17 protein-coding genes and 1 tRNA gene are annotated in these 25,203 nt (G+C 44.6%); 13 read left to right on the top strand and 5 right to left on the bottom strand.

The genetic code is table 11. The features are described from left to right. Positions 1-196: 196 nt before the first annotated feature. Positions 197-541: a hypothetical protein gene (locus BMY80_RS01760; protein ID WP_093140388.1), complete on the top strand. Its 345-nt coding sequence runs from the start codon at positions 197-199 to the stop codon at positions 539-541. Between the two features lie 623 nt (positions 542-1,164). Here the strand turns inward: BMY80_RS01760 and BMY80_RS01755 are convergent. Together BMY80_RS01755 and BMY80_RS12020 are read right to left on the bottom strand one after the other, a co-directional pair. Further along, positions 1,165-1,773: a hypothetical protein gene (locus tag BMY80_RS01755; RefSeq protein WP_031579832.1), complete on the bottom strand. Its 609-nt coding sequence runs from the start codon at positions 1,771-1,773 to the stop codon at positions 1,165-1,167. A gap of 1,006 nt (positions 1,774-2,779) precedes the next feature. Continuing rightward, positions 2,780-2,998, bottom strand: a complete 219-nt coding sequence (locus BMY80_RS12020) for a hypothetical protein (RefSeq protein WP_143066429.1) — start codon at positions 2,996-2,998, stop codon at positions 2,780-2,782. 125 nt (positions 2,999-3,123) lie between these two features. On the opposite strand from BMY80_RS12020, the gene BMY80_RS01750 reads away from it, so the two are divergent. Both BMY80_RS01750 and BMY80_RS01745 read left to right on the top strand, forming a co-directional pair. Further along, a complete protein-coding gene (locus BMY80_RS01750) occupies positions 3,124-6,711 on the top strand; it encodes an AAA family ATPase (RefSeq protein ID WP_093140385.1) in 3,588 nt (1,195 codons plus the stop codon). 27 nt (positions 6,712-6,738) lie between these two features. Next, a complete protein-coding gene (locus tag BMY80_RS01745; RefSeq protein ID WP_093140382.1) occupies positions 6,739-8,673 on the top strand; it encodes a hypothetical protein in 1,935 nt (644 codons plus the stop codon). 287 nt (positions 8,674-8,960) lie between these two features. On the opposite strand, the gene BMY80_RS01740 is transcribed toward BMY80_RS01745, so the two are convergent. Further along, positions 8,961-9,037: transfer RNA gene (locus tag BMY80_RS01740), tRNA-Pro, on the bottom strand. 624 nt (positions 9,038-9,661) lie between these two features. Between BMY80_RS01740 and rbr the strand changes: the two genes are divergently transcribed. The 9 genes from rbr (at position 9,662) to BMY80_RS01680 (ending at position 22,633) form a co-directional block, all read left to right on the top strand. Beyond that, a complete protein-coding gene (gene rbr, locus BMY80_RS01730) occupies positions 9,662-10,237 on the top strand; it encodes a rubrerythrin (protein WP_093140376.1) in 576 nt (191 codons plus the stop codon). A gap of 810 nt (positions 10,238-11,047) precedes the next feature. Next, positions 11,048-11,884 carry a hypothetical protein gene (locus BMY80_RS01725; RefSeq protein WP_093140374.1) on the top strand — a complete coding sequence of 279 codons (837 nt, stop codon included), beginning with the start codon at positions 11,048-11,050 and terminating at the stop codon, positions 11,882-11,884. Between the two features lie 164 nt (positions 11,885-12,048). After that, positions 12,049-12,942: a hypothetical protein gene (locus BMY80_RS01720; protein WP_093140371.1), complete on the top strand. Its 894-nt coding sequence runs from the start codon at positions 12,049-12,051 to the stop codon at positions 12,940-12,942. 369 nt (positions 12,943-13,311) lie between these two features. After that, entirely contained in the window at positions 13,312-15,642 is a 2,331-nt protein-coding gene (locus BMY80_RS01715; protein ID WP_093140368.1) for a methyl-accepting chemotaxis protein, read from the top strand. 340 nt (positions 15,643-15,982) lie between these two features. Further along, positions 15,983-16,462 (top strand): hypothetical protein, encoded by a 480-nt coding sequence (locus BMY80_RS01705; RefSeq protein ID WP_031580069.1) that lies wholly within the window; start codon positions 15,983-15,985, stop codon positions 16,460-16,462. 334 nt (positions 16,463-16,796) lie between these two features. Beyond that, positions 16,797-18,875 carry an SEL1-like repeat protein gene (locus tag BMY80_RS01700; RefSeq protein ID WP_093140363.1) on the top strand — a complete coding sequence of 693 codons (2,079 nt, stop codon included), beginning with the start codon at positions 16,797-16,799 and terminating at the stop codon, positions 18,873-18,875. 373 nt (positions 18,876-19,248) lie between these two features. After that, on the top strand, positions 19,249-20,160 hold the full coding sequence (locus tag BMY80_RS01695) for a BON domain-containing protein (protein WP_093140360.1): 912 nt from the start codon (positions 19,249-19,251) through the stop codon (positions 20,158-20,160). A gap of 446 nt (positions 20,161-20,606) precedes the next feature. After that, positions 20,607-21,578 carry a diaminopimelate dehydrogenase gene (locus BMY80_RS01690; RefSeq protein WP_031580072.1) on the top strand — a complete coding sequence of 324 codons (972 nt, stop codon included), beginning with the start codon at positions 20,607-20,609 and terminating at the stop codon, positions 21,576-21,578. A gap of 335 nt (positions 21,579-21,913) precedes the next feature. Beyond that, a complete protein-coding gene (locus BMY80_RS01680; protein ID WP_093140354.1) occupies positions 21,914-22,633 on the top strand; it encodes a hypothetical protein in 720 nt (239 codons plus the stop codon). A 160-nt stretch (positions 22,634-22,793) separates the two neighbouring features. On the opposite strand, the gene mepA is transcribed toward BMY80_RS01680, so the two are convergent. Further along, positions 22,794-23,609 carry a penicillin-insensitive murein endopeptidase gene (gene mepA / locus BMY80_RS01675; RefSeq protein WP_093140351.1) on the bottom strand — a complete coding sequence of 272 codons (816 nt, stop codon included), beginning with the start codon at positions 23,607-23,609 and terminating at the stop codon, positions 22,794-22,796. Positions 23,610-23,994: 385 nt separating this feature from the next. Between mepA and BMY80_RS01670 the strand changes: the two genes are divergently transcribed. Next, positions 23,995-24,681 (top strand): hypothetical protein, encoded by a 687-nt coding sequence (locus tag BMY80_RS01670; RefSeq protein ID WP_143066428.1) that lies wholly within the window; start codon positions 23,995-23,997, stop codon positions 24,679-24,681. A 303-nt stretch (positions 24,682-24,984) separates the two neighbouring features. Here the strand turns inward: BMY80_RS01670 and BMY80_RS01665 are convergent. Beyond that, positions 24,985-25,203: dTDP-4-dehydrorhamnose 3,5-epimerase (locus BMY80_RS01665; RefSeq protein ID WP_143066427.1), on the bottom strand; the 219-nt coding region annotated here is incomplete at its 5' end.

Genomic DNA, 25,203 nt, shown 5'->3' with positions numbered 1-25,203 from the left:
AATTTCTTAATCAATTGCAGCCTGACTGAGTCCGGCGTACTTATCCTTAGGTATTAATATTGAAAAACGCTCACTGTTGCGTTGCGGTACTGAAGCGGGGTTTAGATATGGTTTCTGCCGGGTCGTTAAATATGGACGTTTTTTTGAAGTTTTGTAAATCTGTAACGTGGGATTTTGATTCCGGAAGATCCAGGGTATGGTTTCAGGGGCAAACTGTGCGGAGGAAAACGATCCGGCAGCTGATTCATACCAAAGAACTTTATGGTTCGTGAATGATGATGTATGTCGTTCCGGCCTGAGGAATACCTGCAGGCAGAACCGGGGTGAGGAGATGTTTTCTGAGACGGTTTTATACGCCGAAAATGTTATTGAGTGTTTCTCCGGTAATGGTAACGGAATAGGGCGGGCCGGAATGCCTGCTGCAGTGATTTACGGTGAGATATATGAATTGCTTTATGGTCCCGGATATGTGTTTATTATGGTGGCGTATGGAAGGATATCAGGCTTAATGAAGAGTCTGCCGCCAGATTTCTTATACTGATTAGCGCATCTTCTGCATGAGTGCATAAGCCAAATAATGAATCGGATATGACTCTGCAGCGATTAAGGCGTCTTATATGGTGTATTTATGGAGCGGTTAAGATTGTTCTTTCAGGAGATATTCTGATTGTTCTTTACCCGGAGGTTGATTTTTCAGGGAGATTCTGACTGTTTTTTGTTACTGTCTGTGGTTCAGTGTTTTTTCCATGACTCAGGAATTTGCACTTTGTGGTATCGGCCGGCTTCTTATGAGTGGATGGAAATGTGTATGTCATGAATTGCCAGATAACTGCAGCCTGATTTCGTGGTTGTGAACCGAAGATGAATCCTGTATGACTGACGGATGAATAATCCGTTTCATGTCTGGTTCAGGAAATGTCTGGAGTTCTCTGCTGAAATAATACGGTTTTGTCTGTCTTATGAGGTGTGCCGGTGTCTTTTGGTTAAAAATAACACAGCAGTGGGGAGGTGGGGGACTTAAAAAAAGAAATCAATGGCTCTGAAAGTCATTGATTACCTGTATTGTTTATATGTTTCGAGCAGTTCTATCTTGTGTACTGTGCTAAAGAATCACCCGCCAGAAGCGGGTGAAATATACCACATACAATAAGAGATTTTATTATATTAAGCTACCTTATAGCCTGAAGCCTCTGTTATGCTTGATACATTATTGGTGCTTTCATCGGCGTCGCTTTTGGATATCAACGCACGAATCCAGTTTTCGAGCATAGAGTCTTCATTGCCACTCTGCTTAACAGCGAAGATATCGTGAATCTGGCAGCTTTCACACTTGTCGCCGTTGTTGTTGTTGAAGCAACTTACAGCATGGAAACGTGAAGCCTTAACTTCAGAGTCAGTTACAACGAATGTTACAAAACGTCTTACGCCGTCATTGATATTGCTGTGGTTACGATAGAGCTTATAGCTGAAGAAGCTCTTATCATGCCACCACTTCAGGAATGATACTGGTTCAACAACAAGAATCATTTCTGCAGGCTTGCTGTTAAGACTGAACTGGAAAACGATACCGTTAATCTGAGAGAAACCTTCTGCACTCTTTCCTGCAACCTTGCTTGAATTCATGTCGCCAACGGTTACATCGCTGATGGTTTCAACGTCAACGGTACCAGGTAAATCCTTGATGATAGATTCGATAAAGTTCTGAGATGCTTCAGGGCTTTCAACTAATTTGCCCAGGATCTCGGTGTTGAGTTCGTAAAGTTTTGCTGTCATGGTTGTTACTCCTTCTCTTATTGAATTCAATGGAAGCCTCGGTGGTATTCAAGGTTATCCATGTATAGTGCATATCCTTTGCACACTTTAATTATTTCAAATGTGAAAACGTTTTTCAATTAAACTTTTTTTATTTTGTTTTGTTCTGTGAAAACGCTCACAAATGTTTTTTAGCAATCTTTAGTCTTATCAGATTAGACTTTTCTGATGAGCTTATTGTATTACATAAGATTTATTTTTTCATCACCAAAAACAGCATTCTGGTTCCTTTTAATTGTTAAAAAACAGTAAAAAATCAATGGTTTCGGGGAATTATATGATTAATGTATGGCAATTAATCAAAAATTCCAATAACGCATTAATCATAAGTTTAATAAAATGTTATTTAATTGTTAAACAGGTTTTAATTTTGTTTTTTCCGTCTCCTGACCAGTAGAGATGAATACGGTTTCATGAATTTGGAAGGGATGTTATCCGACTCTTTTCCTTTACATGTAATGTTTTCTGCATTTTTAACTTCAGTGTATAAAATATCAATTAAGGGTATCTTTTTTTACGGTTTGGTACGTTAGCGGTAATATTCCTGCAGACACTGCAGCTAAAATGTGACCAATATCATGTTATTTTGCATGTCAGACAGTGATTAATATTTTGTTGAATGTAATTTTGTTAAAAATATGTAAATTTTCTAGGATTTGACTGTCAGAAAATTATTAAATTTGTGATATTTGTCATAATTTATTTGAGTTTTGAGCGGATATTTGGAGTAAATTTTCATTTTTTCAGTGCTTTTTAAGTACTGTTTTTGTATTTTTTAACCAGTTTTTTCTTTGCTGATGTCGAAAAACGGTTGATATTTTATCAATTTCCTTTATTTCGATGAGAAATGCTTCTTTTTTGAACGTTTCGGCCGTTTTTTCAGCGGAAATATTTCGTCAATATAAAAACTCATTGTCATAATTCACAATAAAGTACTGATTCATTTCTGTGTCAGCCCTTTTCTGCGTTAGAATTCTGTAATGGAGGAGACTGAATCTTTTTCGGTAAGACCGGAAAATGGTTCATGCATTTTGTTCATCGGCCGGAATTTCCCGTTTTTGGTTTCTTTATGATTCATTAGGGGGAATTCAGATGCTGCTGCTGGCTCCTTATTTTTTCTCTCTGCACATGTTTTTTTCTGGAAATGGCATTCTGTACGTTTTTGGCGGTTTTCCGGAACTGTCATGATGTATCCTTTAGATAATGCGATTCCTGTGCACTGCATAAAACACACATACATATACATATGGAAGGCGTCGGGGCATCCCTGCGCCCGTGCCGGTTTAACAGATTTTTTTGAGGTGGATTCAAATGAGCAATTTTGAAGAAAGAACGCTGGTAGGGATAATCAATCCAAACGTATACATCACAAAGTCAAACAATAAAGACTGTTCATATATTGATATCGCATTCGAGCAGATGCCTGATACGGAAAACAGAAATGCAAACAGATATTCCGTTGTCAATATGGAGACGTTTCTGGATGAGCCCGCACAGGTTTTTCTGACCTCAAACGCCAAAAACATGATCTCCAAATTCGGAGAGTGCAAACTGGTAAAGCTGATTGCCAATCCTTCACCCGAGGAACGAGGGTGTAAATACACGGCATACAGCGAAAAAATAACAAAACTGGATCCTTATGATTTCGTGGAAATCATGGAGCCAAAGGTGGAGGATTTCCGCGCGGCGGAAAAGACCGCATATATAAAGTACCGTCCTAGTACCGACTATGTGATGGTCAAGTGCACCAAGTACACTGTTTCCAGGGATGACTTTCCTTTTGTAAAGAAGACGGAAGAGTTCTTTAATGAAAAGGATGCCCAGAAATACGTGAGAGACTGCTTCAATACCACCTATTTCAACGTTGACAGAGACAATCTCGAAAGTTTCACCAACAACAATTATTTTGCGGCCCGTGAGCTTAACGGACAGTTCTTCAGATATATAAGGGATGCCGTTGCCGGTAATCTGCCGGAAGATGCGGACTCCTCCATTGATGAGCAGGCCGTAAGAAGTGCGGTTCAGGAGCAGATTCGCAGGCTTGCCGATGACAGCGCGTTCGTAAGCGAAACTTCTGATGCCGTGGCCCGTGATATCAGAGCGGTGGCCGCAGCTGACGATATTATCGCCAGAAATCATGAACTGCTGAGCGGAAAGGATGAAAACGCAGGCGGGGAAGACGATGCCGGTAACGAAGAGGTTCAGAGCCTGACCTCCGCCTCAGGAGAACGTGCTGAACCCGTGTCTGCCGCTCCGGTTCTCAGTGAACCGGTGGTTCAGTCCGCAGGTCAGGAACAGGGGACTTCAGCCCCCCTGTCATCATCCGCCGTTTCCGCGCCTTCTGAAAATCAGTCTTCTCAGGCAAAGAAACCGTTGAACTCCAGTGAATATCTAATCAGTGATGAGAACATTCAGCAAATTTCCGAAAGAATAAGTAAGCAGTACAGAGTCGAGAAAACAATTAATTCCGAACAGCAGTTAGGTTCAATGTTCGGAATGCACAGTGACTACACTCAGAGTTTCTGTTTCGGTCTGGATGATTCCTTCAAGAGCGGCAATCCTCTGCGTGACGCCGTATCCATGGTTTCCAAGAAGCAGCTTCTGGAAAGGATGAAGAGTCAGATGGAGGCAATGGGAATCAAACCGGAGGATTTCAGCAGCCTGTCATCCGTTGAAGGTATGAACGGCGTGCCGAACGGTGGTGAAGAGGAGGAAGAAGAGGAAGAGGCGGTAAACACCAGATCTTCCGCCTCAGGAGCGAATGAGCATGTCTTTTCCGAAAAGCTCTACGGTCTTATCAGGGCCAGAGAGGTAATCATGGGACCTTTCATGATTAACGCCAACAAGATTACCAGGGTTGAAGACGCAGCTCCGTATCAGTACAGATGCACTCTGACCATTCCGGACAACAACCGCTGTGTTCTGGGGGTAAAGGATACCCATAATCTGTGCGTCAAGGTCAACGACTATGATCTTTTCCAGGATTTCATCAGAACCGTAAAGGTTGACGGCGTTTCCAGAAAGTATCTGGTGAAGATGCCGGCACAGAACTGGCTTAACAGCGGCAAGAAAGTGGACCTCATGGACAATGAGAAGCTGGTAACCACCTACGGTACCAGTCTGCTTAACTGCGTGTTCAACGATCTTAAGGCCAGTCAGCTGAGCAAGGCCAATCAGAATATTGCCGGTACCCGTCAGTTCAAGACCGAGCCTGAAAGAGTAAACAGATTCTTCTATGTCATGAGCGGCGTGGTGGAATTTGAAAACGAACGCAGCAAGATGTTCAAGCTGATGATGGAAATGCCTGAGTTCAAGGTGTTCTTTGATGAATACTTCAACCGCAACAGTGAATTCATCATGAGTCAGCTGCGCAGGTCAATGGTTGACTCTCTCAAGAACGACAGGGTTGAGGAAGAAAAGAAGCTTCGTACCATCCGCGGCAAGATTGAAAGCAGTCAGAGTGAACTGACCCGCATCAAGAAGGATCTGGAAAGCAGAAAGTCCCAGCTGGCAAGAACTGATGCCGAGCCGGTAAAGGAAGCTGAAGAGGTGCAGGTAAAAACCAAAGGGAAGGTTAAAACCGTATCCGCGGAAGAGCATGAGGTACTCAAGTCGGAATACAAGCAGCTCCGCAATGAATATGACGAGCTGAAGAAGCAGGTCGGTGAGCTGCGCAGAACCAAGGAGAACCTGGATGTAGAGCTCAATCATTCATTTGCGGATCTGAGTTCCCGCTATCTGGAAATGCATTCAATGCTCAAGGCCTTTACCACACCGAGAAAGGTCAAGGGCGCAGGTTTCAATTTTGAAAGCAGAACCCCCAGCGTAATCAATCTGGACAACCTCAGAAAGGTAAGAAACAGATATATAGAGGATCTGATGGGGACCATGAGAAGCTACGGCCGCTATATGTCAAGAGACAATCTGGCATCCATGGTGATTACCATTGCCCAGAATCAGTTTACCATTCTGGCGGGGCTTCCGGGCTCAGGTAAGACCTCTTTCGTGAAAACCATGGGCAGGGCGCTTAATCTGGATAACCGTCTGCACACCATTCCAGTGGCCAGAGGCTGGACTTCCCAGCGAGACATTCTGGGGTACTGGAACAGCCTTACCAGCAGTTTCCAGCCGGCCCCTACCGGTTTATGGGAACTTCTGACCACTCTGGACGAGGAAAGGGATCCGTCAAAGGTTACCCCTGCCATTCTGCTGCTTGATGAAATGAACCTTTCATCTCCTGAACACTATTTCTCATCATTCATGCAGCTTGCCGACGGTGAATCAGAACGCAAGATCTTCACAGGTTCTCCGGAAAGAGCATATCTGACCATTCCTCAGTACCTGAGATTCGTGGGAACGGTAAACAGTGACGATACCGTGAATGTCATGTCAGCCAGAATGCTGGACCGTTCTGCGGTTATTCTGTTTGATGAAAAACCAAGCCAGAGTGATGACAACAGGGAACGCAGAACCGGACACAGCGTCAATACCCAGACATACAGCGCGGCTGACTGGCTGACACTGTTTGATACCAGTGAACCCTGCATCACCAACAAGATGTATCAGATTCTCAACGCGGTTGAGGAGACACTGTATCAGGAAGACTCAAATCTGGGACAGCGTATCGTGGTTTCCTACAGAAAGCATCAGCAGATTATCAAGTATCTGACGGTTGCCGCTCCTCTGCTTGAAGGTTCATCTGAAAATCTGGCCATGGATTTTGCCATCAGACAGTTTGTTCTGCCGATGATTAACGGTTTCGGGGAAAGTTTCGGCAACAGACTCAGCAATCTTGCCGATATTCTGGAAAAGAATGAGCTTGAACAGTCTTATGCGCTGCTTCAGAGAATCAAGTCAGAAGGCGCGGAACGCATGAACAGCTACCAGTTCCTTGCTTAAGCCGAGGCTTAGAGAGGAGTTGCGCATATGCTTGATGTAAGGATAAGTGCCGCCAGAACCACCGGATCCGCGGCAGGGGACTTTCAGGAGTACGTCGTCATGGACGACGGCTTCGAACAGTTCTTTGATACGCAGAGCGGTGTGCTGGAAATACCCGAAGATTACTATCTGAATATCAGAATACATCATACGGGTGTTCTCAGCGAGGAACTGGCCAAAGAGGGACCAAGGGTGGTGATAGGAGATGAATCCTATTACTGTCAGGGGGAGCTGTACGGTTCTGAATCTGAAATATGGTGGGAAGTCAGATGGCGCGAGGATCTGCCTCACAGCGGCCGTCCGTTCTACGGCCTCGTAGGGCGCCACGAGATTAAGATTCAGTGTTTCGTCGGTCGCAGTGAGTTTTTTGAAAGCTCTGTTTTCGTGGAGGTTCTGGCCACCAGGGAACGAGCCAGGGAAATCACTTCGATTCTCAACTTTATTAATGATGAATACGACACCATTTCCAAAATGTGTCTTGATGACAGCGGAACCGGGGAATCAACGGGGGATCTTGAGAACCTTATTTCCGAAGCGGAAATGATATACGGACTCTGCTGCAGTCTGTGGACCGTGCTGCTGAGACAGTTGAGACATAATCTGGAACCGAGACTCAGCGTGACGCCGAACGGCCTTCCGAATTCTCCCGAGGCCATTCACTGGCTGTCGCTCAACAGTGACGCCATAGCCCTGTGCAGTCCGGAAGAACAGACTTTTCAGATAAACAACATGCCCGTAAGGACTGATTTTGCGGCTGAAGAGAAGGTGGTGCCTTCATACCGTCTTTTTGAAAACATGGTTATTGCCGGCTTCTTCAATCATATTCAGATGAAGCTGGGGGCCATAATCAATTTCATTGCCTCCCATGAAAAGAAAATGGATAAGTCTGAAGGGGAATCTGCCCGGTACAGAGGGTACTTCAGATACTCATACATAGTTCAGGATTTTCTGACTCAGGATCTCAGAGCCCAGAATGAAAGGGTGATGAAGCTGCTTGACGGTTTCTTCAGACTGTATGCGGGGTTCAGAAGGATAACCGGCATAAGTTATCTGGATAAGCCTCTGATGCCGCGAATAACTCCGTTTGTGGCCAGAACCCAGGTGTACCGCACGCTGTTTGAACAGATAGCCAGATGGTATGACGTAAGCAGCGTGAAGCTGACCTTCAACGACTTTGCCTCCCACTTTATCAAGATTGACAAGCTTTATGAGTTCATGGTTCTGTCAAGAATAGTGAATGTGGTAAGTACGCTGGGCGGGGCATGCGTGGCTCAGGAATGGCACGATATGGACGCTCCTTATTTCGGCGGAAAACCTGGGCATCGCCCTGCCAGCGAACCGTTTAACTACTACCGCTGGATCTCCGAAAACAAGGAATTCACCCTTGAACTGTGGTATGAACCGAAGATCTATACCTACGGCAGAACCAAAGACAACGAACCGATGGTGGTCAGCAGCAGAAACTACAGCAGCAATTTCTACTTTACCCCTGACTACGTAATCAGAATAAAGTGGTCATGCTCGGATCTGGTTGATTACCTGATTATGGACGCCAAGTACAGTTCCAGCAATACGGTGAAGCAGAAGTCCCTGCCGGCCATTATGGATAAATACCTTAACAGCGTGCATATCAGAAACAGTCTAGGTTTTGACAGCGGCATAAGAGGGCTGCTGGCGATTTATTCCCGCGGTGACGTTGACAGGGTTTCGGAATATGCTCCGGTGCACGGGCTTAATAACGAACATGCAATCTTTCCGGCAATTGACGGCGTGGCCATAAGACCGGCAAAAGAAGGGAACGAGGAATCCTTCCGTGACTATCTGGCTCAGTTTATTGAAAATCTGAGAAAGGTTCATCTTGCCGAGTACGAAAGAGTAATTCAGCTGGCAAAGAAGCTTCAGGAAAATAATGCCGTACGTTAGGAGCTGATTTCTCATTAGGGACAGAACGTCGTTTCGCATGTTCCGTCCTTTTCTTTTGGTTATTTGCCGAATTTTCCGTATGGCGAAGATATCATTGAAGTTTCATAAACTGAAAAGATTTCCTGCAGACAGAACGGATTGCGCATAAGGGCATGAACGTATACAGTCGCGCTGTTTTTTATGATGCTGAAGCAAAATGCAGATTCTGATTACAGAACAGGTCACAGACTAAAGTCCGACAATGTAATGTGTATGATGAAAAATGGATAATGGGGAATTTTGAAATATGGTCGGCGATGCAGGGTTCGAACCTGCGACCCTCTGGTCCCAAACCAGATGCGCTACCGGGCTGCGCTAATCGCCGTACCTTGAAAGTGAGTCCATTATATATCTTTAATTTGATTGGTCAAGCATTTTTGTTTTATACGCTTGATAATTAACCAATTTCGGTAAAAAAAGAATTTGTACGCCGATTTTTTGTTCAGAGAAAACGTAAAACACGCGCTTCTGATTTTTTTGGGCCCCCCTGTCAGTCTTCAGAAAATGCCGGTAAATGCATATACATTAATAATGAAGGTAAGCAGAGTAAAGTTCTGAAGGTCTGCCCGGAGGAACTTTTTTAAGAAAAGCCGGGAACGTGCAGAACATCTGACAAAAAGTGAAATTTGACTGATGCCGGTAAGGAATTAAGGTGATGTTTTCCTGGAAAGAGTACATGTCGCTCATTTTAACAACGCATTTGTAAGGAATGATTGACCTGAGAAAAATTCTCTTATAGAGTAACTGAAGAGACCGTTTCCGGTGAGGCCTTTTTCTGAGGATCTTACGGTAACGGAACGGCCCCAATCAATTTAGTTTCCAAGGAACTATCAGATAGATCTGAAAAAGCTAAAAAGGCGGGATGATTTTATCGGGGAGGCGTGTTTATCACATGCGTTTCAGCCCCGGTCAATAAACAATGATTCTACAATAGAGGAGCAAGTCATTTATGGCAAGTGTTAAAGGTACCCAGACTGAGAAGAACATTCTCAAGGCTTTTGCCGGTGAATCTCAGGCAAGAAACCGCTACACCTTTTATTCAGGAGTAGCCAAGAAGGAAGGTCTGGTTCAGATCAGTGCGATTTTTGAAGAAACCGCCAATCAGGAAAAGGAACATGCAAAGCGTCTGTTCAAGCTTTTAGAAGGCGGTGTCGTTGAAATTACCGACAGCTATCCGGCCGGTATCATCGGAACCACTCTTGACAATCTCAAGGCTGCCGCCGCCGGCGAAAAAGAAGAATGGACCCACATGTATCCGTCTTTTGCAGCAACCGCCAGAGAAGAAGGTTTCCCTGCAATTGCCGCAATCTTTGAAGCTATCGCCGTAGCTGAAAAGTGCCACGAGGAACGTTACTCCGCCTTATATACCAATCTGATGGAAGGCAAGGTATTCAAGCGCGGCGACAAGGTTGTATGGCGCTGCAGAAACTGCGGTTACCTCCATGAGGGAACCGAAGCTCCTAAGGTATGTCCGGCATGTGCCCATCCTCAGGCTCATTTTGAAATCTACGAACCTGTAAAGTAATACTGCGAAAGGTTTTTCAGGCATCGGTTTCCTGAGCCCGGAGGGGCTTGGACTGAACGATGCCGCTGAAGGGAGGCTGATTTATTCAGCCTCCCTTTTTATTATGAGTTACGGTCCGTGGTGCTGAATAATGAAGCTGATTAGAGATGTACTGCCTGTAATTGTTCATACGGATAAAATTCAAAAATTGTACTCAGCTCACAAATATGGTTTTTGCTGGTTAAATATAAAAGATAATTTCAGACTCAGACATTTATAATATTTCGGACTCGTGAGGTGTTGTCAGAGTGTTTATCGGTAACAATGATGGACGCGGCGGATAAGAAACAGAATAATTAAAGATGCTTCATGAAGGATAAAACAGATCAGCTAGGAAAAATTCAAAAAATATCTGACTGCCTGTTACGGATAACGGAAATTCAGATTGCTTTAAGCGGGGCTCATCCGCGTTTATGCAGGTTTCGTTCAGAAACGGTATCTGCGATGTATATAGCATAGCTGGCTGCCATAGAGATCATTGACAGATGATCGTTGAGTACAAAGAAGTCATGGATGACGAAGTTTGTCTGTACCGGGGTGTCGAATACTGAAAATAGTTGCTACTTTGTGACGTAAACAAGATAAATGTTATAAAAAATGTTTACGACATAACAGGAATGCTATTTTATGTTTTGATAATCAGACGGCAGTATATACAATCTCTTTAACAAATCCGTGCACTTTACATAATTAGGTTTGGACAATTTTAGTTATAGCGAGACTATGATGAGTATATTGACTGTATTTCGTAGAAAATCTCTGTGTTTAACAATGGCCGGCATTATCGCTTTCGGTTCATGCATGGCATCAGATGCCCTTGCAGAGGATCGTCATTTCACCAGCGGTGATATTCCGTTCCTGGTGAGTGCAATGCAGGTAAAGGATCTCAAGGCTGACGTTTATCGTTTTAATTCAGCAATGATTCTGATGGCAAACACAAATAATCGTGACGATTTTCTGATTAACAGAGACGAATTGTGGCGCAGCAGAGAAGAATTGAGTTACGCTGTTAAGGTTATTGAAGACAGTGTAAACGATCCGTACGCCGCTGAATCATCTGAAATTGTCAAGCAGATACGTGAAATTCTGCTCAAATGCGAAGATTACGCCAACAACCAGAATGAAATAGTGGCCAAGTACAACAATTTCAAAGACGGTCCGGACGTTTTGGAAAACGTGTTCAGAAACATTCGTGAAACTGAACAGCTGGTAAGCAGGCGTGAATTTTCTCCTGAAGAGGAAGTAAGATACGTACAGATAACCAGTGCCAGAGCCATCTATGAAACAGCCGTAGAGGAGCTTTTTGCATGCAAATCAAGCACTGAAATGACCGAGGTGGTGGACAGAATTCAGAAATCTCATGAAGAATACATGAGACTTATAAACGATAACGTGGATGTATTCCCGGAACTCAAGCATGCTTTTGATGAAGCTAATGTAACCTTCAAGAAGATGTTTGCAAACAAGGGTTACGGTTCAGAACTGTACTCTTATCTGCAGATGAAGGAAGTTCAGGATGGTATCGATATGTATTTCAACAAGGCCATCAGGGATGTAATCAAGGAAATCGACAAGATTGAAATCAAGCTGAAGGCAAGATTCAACTAGGATTTCAGTTACTGTCTGAATAAGGAAAGTCCCGTTATCATAAGCTTTAAAGTCTGCTGATAGCGGGATTTTATTTTATGTGAACGCCTGTTTCCGGTGTTTCTGCCGGGGCTTGCGAATGGGGTAGGATTTTTGTGTTTTTGTAATCTGTTAGGTTGGGAAAAATGATGAAGTTTTTTAAATTATGCTGTCTGCCTGCAGTAATCATGCTGGCAGCCTCATGCGGCGACAGCGGGACCAAAGTGGTCATATCGCTGGATAATACGGAAAATAAGCCTAAGACCCAGACTGAACTTACACTGGAGAAAACTATCCTTGAATGCCGTGCCGGCGTTATAGAAAAGGTAACCGGTCTGGACAAGGATTCCGTTATTGAGGAGGGAGAGGAATATCTTGACAGAAACGATCAGGCCGGAGCCTCAAATTTCTTCATGGAAAAGCATCCCGATCTGTTTTTTATCGCTGAAATGGTGCGTACCGGGGTAAAGTGCGATGATTTCAAGGGCAAGACTCTGAAGCAGTACGTGTCTCATCCGGTAAATCAGAAATGGCTTAAATCCTATCTGGAAATGAACATGATGCAGCTTCATGATCTTGAGGAGGCGACGGCAAAGGGAAAGAATCTGTCCAAAGAGATCAGTATTCTTAAGAAGCTTATCGGTGTTAATATGGAAATGATTAATGAAAAAATCGATCCTGATCAGCTTCATAAGAAGGTCGTGTATACCCGTGAGGTTGAAAAGCCGGTTCACCGTCTGGTATCCGATCTCAGAAAATGCATCTACAGATACGGCGGTATCAGTGAATGCGACAAGGGGCAGGTTCCTGACGTGATGAACTGGAACAGGTTCAGAACCGAATACGTGAGCTCCATTGACGTGATAACCATCAAGCAGGGGAATTACATAGTAAGAGCCAATACCACCGGCAAGGAATTCGGAGATAATGCCGACATGATTCTGGAAATGTTCATGGCAGGTCCGGATGTGGACTACAGAATAAGTCCGAGTTCAGGATGTCTCGCCAAGGGACTGTGTGAGGAACATCATTTCAAATAGTCATCTCGGGGCTTAACGCAAAACCGGAGGAAACTCCGGTTTTACCGTTTAAAAGCGTCAGAAAACGAATTTTCTGAAAACGTTATCTTTATTTACCGTAAAAGCCCGGAAAAAGTCGGGTTATAAATGTGATATTCTCGGAAAAATAAGCAACATGTGGCTTTTCTTTTGCTGTTTAATATCTGATTTACGGTAATTGTCTCATTTTTTTTAGATAGTTCATCATATCATGATGTAATAGCGAAACCATGTTTTCTGCTCCTTTTTTAACCAGTCGGAATGGAAGAACCGTTTTGGTGAAAAGTGGCGGTAATTATTGAAAATAAAGCTTTTTTTCGTGTACGAACAAGATGTTTTGAGAAGAGAATTATGGGTAAAATGAACGTTGTCGGACAAATGAAATCAAAGTTCGTTTCCGGATTAAAAAGGAGATGGCTTAACGTCCTGTCTCTGGGGACTCTGTCTTTTGTTAAAAAATCCATAATCAATGGTGTGTATGTCGGTTTCGGCATTCTTATTTTTCTGATATCAGCCCTTCTGCTTGGAGGCTTCTACAATATCAGTTCCATGAATTCTTCCATCAACGACATCACCGAACAGAACATTCCTCTGAACAACAAGTCTCAGGAAATTGAAATCAAGCTTCTCTCCCTCAGTGTCCGTCTTTATGACGTGATAAATTCCAACACGGTTGCGGATCTTGATAATCAGATTATCATCCTGAACCGTTCCAGAGACGAATTTGAGAACAGCCTCAACAAGTTCATTGATTTATCAAGAGATGATCAGGAAATCATGAGGGGAATGTCCAAGGTTGCGGATTTATCAAGAAGTTACCTCGATATTATCGATACCATCCCTGAGCTGAAGAGACAGAACATGGAGCTTACCATCAAGGCCAACAAGAGTCAGGCTGACTTCATTGCGTGGCTCCCCGTTTTCAGACAGATGATTCAGGAACTCAAGCTTAAGGTTTTTGATGACTACGTTGATAATGTAATGCTTAACCTTCTGACCTACCAGTCCCTGGTTGAAAAGAAGGTGCTTGAAGCCCTCGGTTCCGACAACTATGACGAAATCGTCAAGGACCGCAAGTCGCTGGGCGTGTTCATTGTTGAATATGAGGAATGGGCTGACAATCTTTATTCCGAAATGCCTGAAGCACAGAATGAAATAGGCGCGCTAATTGCCAACTTCAAATATTCATGTTCAGATGACAACGGCGTGGTAGGTCAGCATGAAAATCTGGTAAAGACCACTGACGATCTTGTCGACAGCATGAACAGGGCCAAGGAAAAGATTAATGAAATCAAGACTGAAATAACCAACATTCAGCAGCTTGTGGACAACGAACTGAACAAATCAAAGGAGCTTGCTTCCGACAAGTACATCAAGTCAAAGGTTATCAGTATCATATCCTTCATCGTCGCCATTGCCATTACCTTCGTGGTACTGTTCTTCCTGAGCCGCGGTATCAAGAAGCCTATGGAAATCATCGTAAAGCGTCTTGAGGAAATCGCCGGCGGTAATCTGAACAGACAGGTTTATACCAGAGACGTCAACGAATTCGGGGTAATCATCAAGAACCTCAACAGGGTAACCACGGAAACCGGTGAGGTAATGCTTCAGATGGCTGATTCCGCCAAGAAGCTGAAGATGGCCTCTACCGATAATCTGGTGGCGGCCGATATTTCCAAGAACGCCATCAGCGAACAGCGTAATGAAACCCTCAATCTGGCTTCCGCAATGAATGAGATGCTTACCAACATCAATGAAATCGCCAAGGCCGTTAACAGCACCATGACTGAAATTCACGGGGTGGAAAATGAGGCGGTCAAGTCTCAGAACATCATGAATGACACCATGGAGAAGACTCTGGTTCTGTCAGACAAGATTAAGGAAAACACCATAGTAATCAAGAACGTAAGCAATCTGAGTTCCGACATAGCCAAGATTATCGACATCATCAAGGGCGTTGCGGATCAGACCAATCTGCTGGCTCTGAATGCCGCCATCGAAGCCGCACGTGCCGGCGAGTACGGCAGAGGCTTTGCGGTGGTAGCCGACGAAGTAAGAAGTCTGGCCAATACCACGGCAAACTCAGCCAATGACATCCGCAAGATGATTGAAGACCTGCAGGCCACCGTAATTGAAGCGGTAAACAGCTCTGAAATCTGTCTCAACGAAATGCAGCTTACCAAGGACAAGTCCGCACAGGCAAGCAACGCCATCGACGACATCAAGACCGCCGTGGTGCACATCAACGAAATGGCTTCCATCATTGAGGAATCCGTAAACAGACAGATGAAGACTTCTGAAGGCATTTCCTCAAATATCGAAAGAATCAGCGATCTGTCCAACGACAACCAGATTCAGATTGAAGCTCTGGCCATTACCAGTCAGACACTGGATACCCTTGCCGCCAGCACCGAAAGCAGTATCAACAAGTTTGTGCTGCCTGAGACATGTGCGGAGACTGATGCCGCTGCAAAAAATAAAAAACTGCTCTCCGGTGCCTCCAGAGGCGGTATTGTCAGACCGGTAAAGAAAACCGCAGAAAAGAAAGACAGACCTGGATTTTTTGCAAGACTTTTCGGGCATGCAAAGTCAAAGGAGGTAAACGGAAAGACTCCCGAGAATAAAACTAAGACGGAAAAGAAGGGGTTTTTCAGAAAAAAGACTCAGCCGCCTAAAAAGTAAACCTTATACGGTTTAAAGCGGAAAGGGGATGCACTGCATCCCCTTTCCTGTTTTTCGGCATCCCGGAGATGAATGCGGTCAGGGATTGGAAATGCGGCGTTTTCCGGAGTGATGGGCGACAGATGTTTCGCCCATAACATCATTTTATGAAAACCTTTGCAGAATTTTACGGATCTGTTATCCGGATCACTCAATATTTTGATTTATTTAGATCTCTTTATTTTTTTTATACGCGGTTATTTATTAAAATTTCAGACACTGGTGATGGATTTGTGCTGCAGCAGGAGGCTCGGCCCGATATATCGAATCCGCCAGGATAATAACGAAGATAATAATTAGAATGCATATAAGAAAAACACTATTAAAGATTTCCGCCGTGATGCTTTTATGGAATCTGGCATCAGTGGCATACGGGGCAAATTACGAGGTACAGACGGATTTACTCGGACGTAAACAGATTTTTTCCGAAGGTAAGCTTATTGTTACCATGAAGAAGAATGATGCGGGTAATGAGCTGTTTTTTAATGCTGACAGGGAGCAGATCGGTTCAGCGGTAAAGAATGAAGCGGGAAGAACAGATTATTTCAATGCCGAAGGAAAACCTGTCGGTTACGCCATGAGTTCGGCTGACGGCACTGTCAGCTATTTTGAGCGTGACGGCAGATACATCGGCAACAGCAGCGACACCGGACTGAATAACGGTCTGATGTTCTATGACGTGGTGATCAGAGAATCCAACGGCATCGGTGACGGCAGGGGTGATTTCAGAAATTACGGAAATCGCGAGGTTTCCCGTTTTGTAAAGACCTACAGTCTCTGATGACAGGTAGCGGAACAGCCCTGAAGACGCAGAGGGCCGGCAGTACGTCAGGATAATTTCAGTAATACGTGGAAGCCGTCATTTTTCAGAGTGACGGCTTTTTTCGTTTTTCGTCGTCATCCGTATGCCTGTACCGTCTCCTGAGGCTTCAGAACTGCTCATAAAATGTGTTATTGCGGTGAGAAATAATACACAATCAGCATAATGAACATAAAGTATGAGGTTTTAGCTGTATCATGTGTTTTTTTTTGTATAATTAGTGCATCTGTAAATAATGCTTTATAAAAGATATAAGAAAATAGAAGATAGAGAATTTTAGTTGAGGATATTGGCAGTGAATAAGTTATGTCTTGCTGTTGGTCTCTCAGTCTGTCTGGGACTAAGTGCGTGCGGTGATGATCCGAACGATTTGTTTATGAAGTGCAGGGTCGCGGAGACCAGTGGAGAAGTTCCTCAGGAAAAGTTAATAGAAATGTACAGGGAAGCTGTGGATGCGGGATCGGTTGATGCCGCTCTGTACATGGCTTATTACGAGCTGGGAAACAACAATATCGTCAGCGCCAGAAACTACGCTGAAAAGTTCAGAACCAGCAGGCCGAATGATTATAACATCATCAACGGCATATTCCTTATAAATGATACCAAAAATCAGGAAAACATGGATCGCGGTGCGGAGCTTTTAAAGGAAGCCATCGCAAAGAACAAAACCAATTCCAATGCCTACTATCCTCTCGGAGAATACTACTTCAAGAAAAAGGATTACGAGAAGGCTGTTCAGAACTATGAAATGGCCGTGCAGAACAGGGATTTCAGGGCCCGTATTCCACTTGCCAGAATCTATCTTGATAATCTGGTTCATCGTGATGAGCTGGAATCGGTTTTCCGTCTGGTTTATCAGGAACAGCATGACCATCCTTCCCGCGAGTCAGACATGCTTCTGGCAAAATGTTACATGGAAGGCCTCGGTACAGTGATTGACCTTGACAAGGCCGGGATGCTGATAAAGAAGTATTCTTCAAGAACCAATGATCTCGAAGCTCAGTTTCTTGAGCTGAAGGTTATGGTGATGAACAAGAATCCTGAGGTTTCTGCAAAGGGTATTGCAGGAATGAAGGAATTCCTCAGAAAGACCAATTATCCTGATGCCGCATATGAACTTTATGAAATCTATTTTAACGGTCTCTACGGTCAGAACAGGGATGTTAAGGAAGCGGTACACTACGTCCGCATGGCTCAGAGTGCCGGTTCCAACAGGGCTCTGGTCGCCCTGTCAAGAATCTATCTTGAAGGCATCGGAGTTAACAAGGATGAAAATGAGGCTTTCAGTTTCGCCAGAAGAGCCATAGAGGTTTCTCCTAACGATGTTGAAGCCGCCTATCTTATCGGTGTCATGTATGCTGACGGCGTAGGTACCAAGAAAGACAGCGAAAAAGGCTTTGAGTACATCAATCAGGCCGCAGAGGCAGGAAACAGGGATGCCCTTTTCAGAAAGGCCATGATGATTCAGGACGGCAGAGGTGCAAGTCTCAACGGCAATGAAGCCCTGGTGATTTTTGAGAATCTGGCCAAGTCTGATTATGCTCCTGCAGCTTTTCAGTACGGTGAACTTCTTTTCTACGGAATGGGCGTGGAGAGAAACGTCAACGAATCCATTCTGTATCTCAAGAAGGCCGTAAACGGCGGGGTGGCCGAAGCCCTGTTCCCTCTGGCCAGTGCCTATGACGAGGTCGGTGATGCTGAGTCGGCTCTCGCATGGTACAGAATGGTTGCTTCATCTGAAGATATCAATGCCGCTGAAGCAGCTGCCCGTGCCGCCGATATTTATTTTGAACTGCATAATTATCCTGAGGCTGAGAAGTTCTTCAAAATGGCAGCAGACCTTGGGCATACTGTGGGAGCCGAGAATCTCGGTCGCATGTATTACATTCAGGGTAAATACGATGAAGCCAGGGAAACCTTCATGAAGATAGCCAAGCAGAGCAGCTATGCCCAGACATTCCTGGGAATCATGTATGAGCGCGGTCAGGGGGTTCAGAAGAATGACGTTTATGCGTCAGAATGGTACGAAAAGGCCATTGCCAGAGGCAGTATCGACGCCAGATATCTTGAGGCTGCCCTTATTTTCAGCAGTAAGACACTTCCTGATGAAATGAGAAGTGAAATAGAGCCTCTGCTGACAAAGAGCGCCTGTCAGGGACACGCTGAATCCATAATGTTTCTTGGATTGAAATATTATGCTTCAGTGGGTAATTCAGATGAGGGGTTCGCCTGGCTGATGTACGGTGCCCGTGATCATGGTATAAATGAAGCATCTCTCGCCCTGTCAAAGGTTAAGACATCCAGAGATTATCTGGAATCAAAATACTCTTCAGTGAAAAGCATGTGTTCTCAGACACCTCTAACCGGTAATTAGGGTATTTCTGTAAAGTCAGGCCGGTTTCAGCTGAGGATGTGCCGCATCGGTGCGTCATGAAGCTGAAACCGGCTTTTTTCTGCGTGTTCGGTTCAGAATGGAATTTTTCGGATAAAGTGCGGAAACATCCCCGTTTTCCCGGAATTCTCATTCTTTAAGTCACAGTATCCGACAATAAATGTACACTATACGGCAGAATATACGTATAGTTCGTTTATTGCCAAAAAAATGACAGTGTGATAGAGTTCGACTTATTCGGCAGAACCTGATGCATATCTGCCTGTCTAAGCTTAATATTGCCTGTCCGTAATACATAAATGAATATGAAAAACGCTCGGATGGGAGCTTAACTGATTACTATTAGGGGGATTATATGAACAGAATTGCTTCTCTGCTTATGCTCGGAGTTTTTACGGCCGTGACCGCAAGCGGCTGTACCGCGCTTCTTGCCGGCAGTGCCATAGGGGCCGGTGCCGTGGTGGCGGCGGACAGCAGAACCGTGGGAACCATGGTTGACGATGAAGCCATAGAGCACAAGAGTAACAAATATCTTTCAAATAATCGTGAAATTTACGAGGCTTCCAAGCTGGATGCCACTTCCGTGAACGGTATTGTTCTTCTGACCGGTCAGTGCCGTGACAAGGAATACATTGAATACATCGTTTCCAGGGTTAAGACCATTCCTGAGGTAAGAAAGATTGTCAACAGAATCGAAATGATTGAGCCTCTGAGCATGTCTGACCGCTCAACCGATACCTGGATTACCACCAAGGTCAAGACCCAGCTGCTTTTCGGTCAGGAAATCAATTCAGGCAGATTCAAGGTTATCACCGAAAACAGGGTGGTTTATCTCATCGGTCTGGTTAACCATTCTGAAGCCAACAGAGCCGTTAACGTGGTCAGGGGCATTGACGGGGTTAAGAAGGTTGTCAAGATTTTTGAATACCTCAACGAAAGGGGCCAGGCTGCCGTTGTGGGAGCAGGGGATGTTCCTGCCTCTTCAGCTTCATCCGCAGCTCCTGCAGTTACCGCACCTGCTGCCGATACTCCGGTTTTTCAGGAGGATTCAACTATCATGGAACAGCCCGTGTCACCGGCTGCTACTGCTGCGCCGGCTGCATCATCAGCATCTGCTCCGATAACTCACCTGAATTCCGCTCCGGCAACCGACAGCGCACATCAGCCTAAACCGGTATATGACCTGCTTGAAGAGAACGTATCCGTAGATCCGGTTCCTTCAGCATCAGCCTCCGACAGCTCAAGTGACATGTTCATCATTGAGTAGGGCTTAAGATAAGCATCAGTCCCGTTATCAGGTATGATTTGCCGGTAACGGGATTTTTTTGTGCACGGGAATGCGCATCTTCCTGCGGAAAATCACGGCCGGGGACGGATGACACTCTGCGGAAAAGGTTATGCCCCTCCGGATGTCAGGTTAAAGAACGGGGAAAATTAAAAAAAACTTCATGAAAAATGCAGAAAATGAAAAATTTCCGAAAAACCGCCGAAAAACGCTCAAAAAAGATGCACGAAAAAGACAGGATTCTGCACGTTTTTAGTTAGTTATGGCTAATTGATATTTTTTAATGCACAAAAAGTGGGAAATTCAAAAAAATATTTGAATTTATTGATTTTTTTTATTCAGAAACGCGAAATATTGATCTAAAATGTCCACATGTTTTGTTAAGGATCATTTCAAATTTACAAATACATTAAAGTAAGGAGTCAAAAATGATTAGACTTGGTATTTATGGTTACGGTAATCTTGGCAGAGGCATTGAAAAGGCTGTTAAGCTTAATCCAGACATGGAAATCGCAGCAGTATTCACCCGCAGAGATCCATCTTCAGTTCAGGTTGCATGCGGTGCACCTGTAGTAAGCGCTTCACAGGTTGCTGAATGGAAGGACAAGATTGACGTTATGATTATCTGTGGCGGCAGTGCTACTGATTTACCTCAGCAGACTCCGGAACTTGCTAAGTTATTCAACGTAATCGACAGCTTCGATACCCACGCACGTATCCCTGAACACTTTGCAAACGTTGATGCTGCCGCACGTGCCAACGGTACCCTCGGTATGATTTCAGTAGGCTGGGATCCGGGTTTATTCTCATTAAACCGTGCTTATGCAAACGCAATTTTACCAAACGGCAAGGATTACACCTTCTGGGGTAAGGGCGTAAGCCAGGGGCACTCTGATGCAGTAAGAAGAATCAAGGGTGTTAAGAACGCTAAGCAGTACACCATTCCTAAGGAAGAAGCTCTTGCAGCAGTACGCAGCGGTTCAAATCCTGAATTAACCACCCGTCAGAAGCACTTACGTGAATGTTTCGTTGTTCTTCAGGAAGGTGCTGATGCAGCTTACGTTGAAAACGAAATCAAGACCATGCCTAACTACTTCTCTGACTACGATACCATCGTTCACTTCATTTCTGAAGAAGAATTCGTAAGAGATCACAGCGGTATCGCTCACGGCGGTTTCGTAATCCGTTCAGGCTCTACCGGTGACAAGACCCACGTTATCGAATACAGCTTAAAGCTTGATTCAAACCCGGAATTCACTTCAAGCGTACTCGTTGCCTATGCACGTGCCTCTTACAGATTACACGCTGAAGGCAAGACCGGCTGTCTCACCGTATTTGACGTTGCTCCTTCATACTTAAGCCCGTTAAGCGGTGAAGAATTAAGAGCTCACATGCTCTAATGTCTGACCTGAGTCAGTTCTGACAGAATACCGGCTGCTGGTTTTATTCCGACAGCCGGTTTTTTTGTCCCTGAAAAATACCTGTATGATGTTTTCAGGTGGCTTTTCCGGCGGAATCGGCGGTTTTTTATCCATATGGAATGGTGCAATCTTGAGAAAGCACACATTCACGGTTAAGACGCCTGACATGTTTTTACAAAAAGAATGCAGATAGGTTATAATGAACCGTAGTAAAGTGGTATTCCGCCGTGCGGTGCCGGCCGGAGTTTTCCGGGGCGGCGTTCGGGATAGATTAAAGAGGCATGACGGAGAATAAGAATAAGTAAGAGGCTTAAATGTCAGAGAAATACTACAATCCCAACAATGGAACCATGTTTGATTCTAACGTGGTGGATGGTATTCATCAGCGCTATGAGTTAAGAGTGAAGGATGCTCAGTCCCAGGTAAGTGCCGAATTCAGCGACCTGAAAAAGCTGGGTAAGGAAATTTGGAAGGCTCAGAGATTTGAGGATATGGTTTTCGGCCGTTTTGTAGTGCCGACCGAACTGGTTAACGAGTACGTGTCTGACATCAAGATTCCGAAAGTTCTGAACAGCCTGCAGGTTTCAACCTCCAGCATCAACAAGATCAAGCTGGTGGCGGAGCACGTAAAGCTTGGAAAAATCATTCTGGATCTTTCCGTTCGTGAAATCATTCTGAACAGGGATACCTTCAAGCTGGCATTTATGCTTAATTCATGGGAAATGCCTGATACCTCATGGTTTATCCGCAACATGATTAAAATCGGCATGATGGTGACCGGACTGGAAATTTCCGCCATAAACAAGGCCATTCCGGGAATCAACGTAAGCAAGAGTGAGTTCAATTCCAAGGAATACATCGTTGATCTGACTCCTGCCATCAAGAATACCATCAAGGAAAAGGAGCTTTCCCTTGATATGATAAGACTTCTTGACTGGTCCGTTGATGATACCGCAACCCATCTGCAGATTTCCATCAAGAGTGAGCAGCTGGCCAAATACCTCAAGAAGAGAATGCCTATTCTCTTTGACTAGGATTAAACGGTTTCCTGTCACGAAGGAACCATGTTTCGTAATAGGGAAAGCCTGTCATGATATATCATGACAGGCTTTCATGTTTATCGGGCAACTGAAAAAATGCGGTGATTTCCGTGAAATACCGACGGCGGAAAAACACACCGGGCTGCAGTCCCCGCTAGTTCATCTGCAGTAACTGTATACACTGCTCAGGTACGATCTTTTTGACCTTTGGCTTAGGTTTGGTGTCCTTCTTCTTAGGATGTCTGATTTCATCAAGCCAGCTCTGAAGCTCGGTTCCGCAGCCGTCTCCTTCAGGAATAGGGGCCTGCTTGACACAGGAATCGGCTCCTTCAGGACATTCGAGTCTTACGTGAATGTGAGCGGTATGCCCCCACCACGGGCGAATTTTGTGTAGCCATCCGCGTTCTTCTTCAGGAGTGTCTCTGCACAGCTGGTTTTTAATGGCCGGATTTATAAAGATTCTGGCGACGCGATCATCCGTGGCTGCAAGCTTTACCAGGGTATAAATGTCTTTGCTGTAGTAACCGTTTGTTTCCAGAAAATTGTCTTTTACAATGGTAAGAGCCCATGGTTTTTCCAGATCCTTTTTTCCAAGAGGCTTTTTAACCATTCTGAACCAGATGTCAACGTCGAGACCGGTCTGATGACTGGCATGGCCTTTTATGAAGCGTCCGCCTCTCGGCATGGCCATGTCTCCGACCAGAAGGATAGGCAGTCCCGCTTCATGAGCCCTGTCCGCCAGATCTCCAATGTAACTTACAAGAACCGGGTGACCGTAGAAACGTCTGTTCTGCTGTCTGATAACCTGATAGTAGGGATTTTTAAGATCCGCGCTTACGGCACCGGCTATGCAGCCGTTGCTGTATTCGCCGATTGACTGAACCTGCTCTCCTGCCGGATGTGTCATTCTTGCCCAGTCGGCCGGTGCTCCGGTGACGGCCGCTGCCATGATGATAGGGGCTAAAAACATTTGGTATCCTGTATGCCTGAAAATAGAAAAAGAAAATTCCCCGAACTGTCGATCTTAATTCCTGTCGCCGTCATAACCGTGATAGTGCTGACGGAATTACGTGACAGCAGTTTTTAAAGAAGGGAATCCGTGAAAAACAATTTATCGGCTCTAGATTATATCTCAATAATCCCGGAAATGATGTGTATTGTTTTTGGGGCGAAGCTACAATGTGATCTTGTGTCGAAAACCCTGAAATCCTGCCGGACAGGGGCTGTTCTGAAACGTGATTTCCGTGACGACGGAAATTCCTGACGGTATTTTAATGTTTTATGAGGTATCCGTTCGGGAAAAGGCATGCAGACTGTTCCGTCATGAATTCTGTAAGTTTTGATGAGGAAGGAACATGATGTCGGCAGAGCAGATCCCTGAAAAGAGCGTCAGGAACGGTATTCAGAAAAAAAATAATGGCACGAGTCTGCCGGCAGGCGTCGCGGCAGGTTCAGCAGATGAAGGAAAATCACCTGAAAAAAGGCTGAAGCAGGAAACAGGGGAACGGCTTCAGTTTCGTCATCTGAGTCAGAAATACGAACTGGTGCTGCTTTCCGCCGAAGCCGGGAAGATAGCGGGGCGTATGCTGCCGGGAACCATGTGGAGCATGCGCAGACTGTCAGTACTATTCTTTTTTAAGAAAAAGGAACTCACTTCCGTTGAACTGGAGAATATCCGTAAGGGATTTAAAAGAATTGTCGATCTCGGTACGGCATTTGCCGAAGAGCTTGAACGCATGAAGAAGCTGATTTCGGATAACGGTCTGATGAACCTTCTGGATAATACCGCAGCAACCGGCGGATACAGACGCAGTCTGCAGATTAAAACCCCAATGGAGAAGGAACTGGCCGTATGTCTCGGCAGTTTTGACAGACTGATGATTATTTACGAGTTTTTCTGGATAAACAGTTTCTTTAATGCCATGACTTGTCAGAAGCGCATCACTCTTCTGAAAAACAGAATGACGGATGCCTGTGCCCAGATTCTGGCAATAAGACATCGTCTGGATTCCGGTTCCGGGAAAAACATATCAGGAATGTAAAAAGGAACAGTTTCCTAAGTACAAATCAGCCGCGGAGTTCAGAAAAAGATTGGTTAAGGCCTGTGCCGTGGCCTTTTCCGGTTCTGACTGTGTGTACTGCGGTTAATTATAGAGTAGTCCGGTCGGGTAAATGCAGGTATGCATGCAGAAAAGTATGGATACGTGTATCAAATTAAGTTTAAAAACCGTTTTTAAGGATAAGGGCCGCTATTTTGGCTCCGTAAAAATCTCTCTTATACCAAATTAAGCATTAATCACTGACTATTACTCATAAAAATTCATACCACTGAGCAGATTATTTAATTATTCAAAAAGAACGGCATCCTTTAAAGCTGATGCTTTGGTATCTTTATCAGAAAGATTTATTTTGATTCCATCTGCCAAAGGCCATTTAATACCGATATCAGGATCGTTCCATAAAATTGAATGTTCAGATGTAGGGTCATAGTAGTTTGTACATTTATATACGAACTCTGCTGTTTCACTCATTACGTAGAAACCATGCGCAAATCCTTCAGGTAT

It is taken from the genome of Ruminobacter amylophilus (assembly GCF_900115655.1).
Taxonomy (GTDB): domain Bacteria; phylum Pseudomonadota; class Gammaproteobacteria; order Enterobacterales; family Succinivibrionaceae; genus Ruminobacter; species Ruminobacter amylophilus.
This window is presented reverse-complemented; position numbering and strand designations above follow the sequence as displayed.

What these genes read in the sequence shown, in the direction of transcription:
- BMY80_RS01720 (WP_093140371.1), top strand. Translation starts at nt 12,049, where the DNA reads ATGATGAAGTTTTTTAAATTATGCTGTCTGCCTGCAGTAATCATGCTG.
- BMY80_RS01715 (WP_093140368.1), top strand. Translation starts at nt 13,312, where the DNA reads ATGGGTAAAATGAACGTTGTCGGACAAATGAAATCAAAGTTCGTTTCC.
- BMY80_RS01750 (WP_093140385.1), top strand. Translation starts at nt 3,124, where the DNA reads ATGAGCAATTTTGAAGAAAGAACGCTGGTAGGGATAATCAATCCAAAC.
- BMY80_RS12020 (WP_143066429.1), bottom strand. Translation starts at nt 2,998, where the DNA reads ATGACAGTTCCGGAAAACCGCCAAAAACGTACAGAATGCCATTTCCAG.
- BMY80_RS01670 (WP_143066428.1), top strand. Translation starts at nt 23,995, where the DNA reads ATGATGTCGGCAGAGCAGATCCCTGAAAAGAGCGTCAGGAACGGTATT.
- BMY80_RS01695 (WP_093140360.1), top strand. Translation starts at nt 19,249, where the DNA reads ATGAACAGAATTGCTTCTCTGCTTATGCTCGGAGTTTTTACGGCCGTG.
- BMY80_RS01725 (WP_093140374.1), top strand. Translation starts at nt 11,048, where the DNA reads ATGGCCGGCATTATCGCTTTCGGTTCATGCATGGCATCAGATGCCCTT.
- BMY80_RS01745 (WP_093140382.1), top strand. Translation starts at nt 6,739, where the DNA reads ATGCTTGATGTAAGGATAAGTGCCGCCAGAACCACCGGATCCGCGGCA.
- BMY80_RS01690 (WP_031580072.1), top strand. Translation starts at nt 20,607, where the DNA reads ATGATTAGACTTGGTATTTATGGTTACGGTAATCTTGGCAGAGGCATT.
- mepA (WP_093140351.1), bottom strand. Translation starts at nt 23,609, where the DNA reads ATGTTTTTAGCCCCTATCATCATGGCAGCGGCCGTCACCGGAGCACCG.
- BMY80_RS01755 (WP_031579832.1), bottom strand. Translation starts at nt 1,773, where the DNA reads ATGACAGCAAAACTTTACGAACTCAACACCGAGATCCTGGGCAAATTA.
- BMY80_RS01705 (WP_031580069.1), top strand. Translation starts at nt 15,983, where the DNA reads ATGCATATAAGAAAAACACTATTAAAGATTTCCGCCGTGATGCTTTTA.
- BMY80_RS01760 (WP_093140388.1), top strand. Translation starts at nt 197, where the DNA reads ATGGTTTCAGGGGCAAACTGTGCGGAGGAAAACGATCCGGCAGCTGAT.
- rbr (WP_093140376.1), top strand. Translation starts at nt 9,662, where the DNA reads ATGGCAAGTGTTAAAGGTACCCAGACTGAGAAGAACATTCTCAAGGCT.
- BMY80_RS01680 (WP_093140354.1), top strand. Translation starts at nt 21,914, where the DNA reads ATGTCAGAGAAATACTACAATCCCAACAATGGAACCATGTTTGATTCT.